Source organism: Bradyrhizobium sp. IC4060, from assembly GCF_020193715.1.
In the GTDB taxonomy this organism is placed as follows: domain Bacteria; phylum Pseudomonadota; class Alphaproteobacteria; order Rhizobiales; family Xanthobacteraceae; genus Bradyrhizobium; species Bradyrhizobium yuanmingense.
The window spans coordinates 1-2,476 of sequence record NZ_JADYVJ010000046.1; the positions used below are offsets into that span (position 1 = coordinate 1).

Genomic DNA, 2,476 nt, shown 5'->3' on the forward strand with positions numbered 1-2,476 from the left:
GTAAGCGCTGTTCAGCGGCCACCTTCCGGATGACGGGGTGATCTGCGAGTCTGCGGTTTGTTCGGACCGTTAGGCTTAGAATGGACACTGTGCATAGTGCTATCACGGAGCCGGTGCGACGGCTTGAGGTCTTCACCGGAGCCGGCCGTCGGCGGAAGTGGAGCGACGAGGACAAGGCGCGGATCGTCGCGGAGATCGTTGCGAGTGGCGACTCGGTGTGTTCCGTGGCTCGACGGCATGGATTGTCGCCGCAGCAGCTGTTTGGCTGGCGACGTCAGTTGCGAGAAGCCGTAGGCGGTCATTCCGAAGCGGACGAAGTGCAGTTTGTGCCGGCGGTGGTGGACGCCGTGGTGCCGGTGCCGACCGCTCACCGGGAGCGCAGAGCGGTGCGCAAGGCAGATAGCGGGATCATCGAGATCGAAGTCGACGGCATCACGATCCGGGCCGGTCGTGGAGCTGACCCAACGATGATTGCGTCGATCGTCCAGGCGCTGAAGGCGAGCCGGTGATTGGTCCGTCGGGTGCGGTCCGGGTGATGGTGGCGACCAAACCGGTAGACTTCCGCAAAGGAATGGAGGGGCTTGCGACCCTGGTGCGCGAGAGCATGGGGGCTGACCCATTCTCGGGAGCTGTCTATGTGTTCCGCGCCAAGCGGGCGGACCGGATCAAGCTGGTGTTCTGGGACGGAACGGGTTTGTGTCTGTTCGCCAAGAGGCTGGAGGATGGAATCTTCCGCTGGCCGAAGATCGAAGACGGGGTGATGCGTCTGTCGGCGGCGCAATTGTCGGCGCTCCTGGAGGGGCTCGACTGGCGGCTTGTGCATGAAGCGCGGGAGACGCCGGCGCCAACGCAAGCAGGATAGTTGTTGGCGGCACTGCGGCGAAGTGAATCAGGAGCGTCGGACGCGTCGCCAGATGGTGACGAATATGCTCTGAATTGGGTGTGAGCGAGGCCCTGCCTGACGATCCCGAGACGCTGAAAGCGATGCTGCTTGCCGAGCGGTGCGAGAGCGAACGGCTGCGTCAGATCATCAAGGAATTGCAGCGACACCGGTTTGGCCGGCGGGCGGAGACGCTGCCCGAAGATCAGATGCTGCTGGGTCTGGAAGACGTCGAGCAGGTCGCAGCATACGGCGAGACGGCGCAGGACGTAAGCACATCTGAAGGCCGTGAGGCGCGGGCTCGCAAGCGCCGCGGCAACCGTGGCGCCTTGCCGACGCACCTGCCACGGATCGAGGTCGTCGTCGACATCGAGGACAAGACCTGTCCCTGCTGCCAAGGCGAGTTGCACCGGATCGGCGAGGACAGAAGCGAGCGGCTGGACCTGGTCCCAGCGCAGTTCCGGATCCTCGTGACCCGGCGTCCCAAATACGCCTGCCGGGCTTGCGAGGATGGCGTTATGCAGGCGCCGGCCCCCGCCCGGCTGATCGAGGGCGGATTGCCGACCGAGGCCACCGTCGCCCAGGTGCTGGTCTCCAAATATGCCGATCACCTGCCGCTCTACCGGCAGGCGCAGATTTACGCCCGCCACGGCATTGAGTTCGATCGTTCGACGTTGGCGGACTGGGTGGGCCAGGCAGCCTTCCACCTGCGTCCGTTGCATGAGCGCCTCCTTGGCAAGCTCAGGCAACGGCCAAAGCTGTTCGCCGATGAAACGACGATGCCAGTGCTCGATCCCGGCCGCGGGCGCACCAAGACCGGTCAGCTCTGGGCCTACGCGGCGGACGACCGGCCATGGGGCGGCGCTGATCCGCCGGGCGTCGCCTATGTCTATGCCCCCGACCGCAAAGCCGATCGGCCGATCGCCCATCTGGCAGGCTTCAAGGGGATCCTGCAGGTCGATGGCTATGCCGGCTATGGCAAGCTCGCCGAGCGTGGCGAGGTTCAGCTTGCATTCTGCTGGTCGCATATGCGGCGTAACTTCTACGAACTTGCCACACCCGGTCCCGCGCCCATCGCAAGCGAGGCGCTTCAGCACATAGCCGAGTTCTACGCGATCGAGAAGGACATCCGCGGCCGCAGCGCCGAGGAGCGCTGCCTCGTCCGGCGGCAGAAGAGCCGGCCGTTGGCGGAAGCCTTCGAACGGTGGCTCCGCGCAAAGCTCGCGTTGATCAGCCAAAAGGGCAAGCTGGCCGATGCCATTCGTTATGCGCTCTCACGCTGGGAGGGGCTGACGCGCTTCATCGATGATGGCCGCATCGAGCTCGACAACAACGCGGTCGAGCGATCAATCCGCCCGATTACGCTCAACCGGAAGAACGCGCTGTTCGCAGGCTCCGACGGCGGCGCCGAGCACTGGGCCATTATCGCCTCTCTGATCGAAACCTGTAAGCTGAATGACGTCGATCCGCTTGCCTATCTGACCGATGCCTTCACCAGGATCGTCAACGGCCATCCAAACAGCAACATCGATGAGCTGCTTCCGTGGGCTTATTGCCGTCACGACCTCAAAGCCGTGGCCTGAGAACGACGCTTAC

3 protein-coding genes are annotated in these 2,476 nt (G+C 64.2%); all 3 read left to right on the plus strand.

Annotated elements, in window-relative coordinates:
- Nucleotides 1-80 precede the first annotated feature (80 nt).
- The 3 genes from I6F16_RS37345 (at nt 81) to I6F16_RS37355 (ending at nt 2,463) form a co-directional block, all read left to right on the plus strand.
- The gene (locus tag I6F16_RS37345; protein WP_225174755.1) at nt 81-509 is read left to right on the plus strand and encodes a transposase; all 429 of its coding nucleotides are present in this window, start codon (nt 81-83) and stop codon (nt 507-509) included.
- On the plus strand, nt 506-862 hold the full coding sequence (gene tnpB, locus I6F16_RS37350) for an IS66 family insertion sequence element accessory protein TnpB (protein ID WP_041960907.1): 357 nt from the start codon (nt 506-508) through the stop codon (nt 860-862). The genes I6F16_RS37345 and tnpB overlap by 4 nt, the downstream gene beginning before the upstream one ends.
- A 122-nt stretch (nt 863-984) precedes the next feature.
- Nucleotides 985-2,463, plus strand: coding sequence for an IS66 family transposase (locus I6F16_RS37355; RefSeq protein ID WP_225174756.1), 1,479 nt, complete (start codon nt 985-987; stop codon nt 2,461-2,463).
- The last annotated feature ends 13 nt before the right edge of the window (nt 2,464-2,476 follow it).

Coding starts and splice junctions, on each gene's coding strand:
- I6F16_RS37345 (WP_225174755.1), top strand. CDS start 81: ATGGACACTGTGCATAGTGCTATCACGGAGCCGGTGCGACGGCTTGAG.
- I6F16_RS37355 (WP_225174756.1), top strand. CDS start 985: ATGCTGCTTGCCGAGCGGTGCGAGAGCGAACGGCTGCGTCAGATCATC.